Raw genomic sequence first — 586 nt, forward strand, 5'->3', positions numbered from 1 at the left:
CTCCGCCCTCAGCGCCCTCACCGCCTCGGCCGCCGCCCTGGTCAGAGCCCGTCCCGCTCGACCAGGGCGCGCAATTTTTTTAGGTAGGCGACCTCGGCCTCGAGCCTGCGGCAGCGCTCCTCGAGCTCCTGCTCGCGGGTGCGGGCCCGGGGTTTCGACCTCGACCCCCTCGGCCTGCCCTTCGGTCCGGGCCGCAGCGCCTCGGCGCCGCCCTCGCGGTAGAGCCTGCACCAGCGCTCCAGCGGGGACTTCGACCTGATCCCGAACTCGGCCATGGCGTCGGTCTTCGCCATCCCGCCGTCGACCACGGCCGACGCCGCGGCGACCCTCTGCTCGAATGTGTACCTGGATTGTTTCCCGCCCATGGACAGCAGCGCCTCGCTTCCGAACGCCCGGTATACCCACTGCCATTCTCTCACGGTCTCGCGGGGGACGGACAGGGCCTCGGCCGCCGGCTTGCAGCCGACGCCGGCGTCGAAGAGCTCGACGGCCCGCCTCCTGGACTCCAGGTCGTGCTTCACCCTGAGGTCTATACTCATGGAAAACCTCCCATTTCCCGATGTCCAAGAAATGGGAGGCAGTTCAC

At 69.1% G+C, this 586-nt stretch carries 1 protein-coding gene; it reads right to left on the bottom strand.

Annotated features, from left to right (window positions below; all coding sequences use genetic code 11):
- Positions 1-41: 41 nt before the first annotated feature.
- Positions 42-586, bottom strand: a 545-nt coding sequence (locus ACTQXM_RS09050; RefSeq protein WP_369832286.1) for a transposase, incomplete at its 5' end; no start/stop codon positions are given.

Origin of the sequence: Collinsella sp. LCP19S3_D3 (genome assembly GCF_052121455.1) — a bacterium.
Taxonomy (GTDB): Bacteria; Actinomycetota; Coriobacteriia; order Coriobacteriales; family Coriobacteriaceae; genus Collinsella.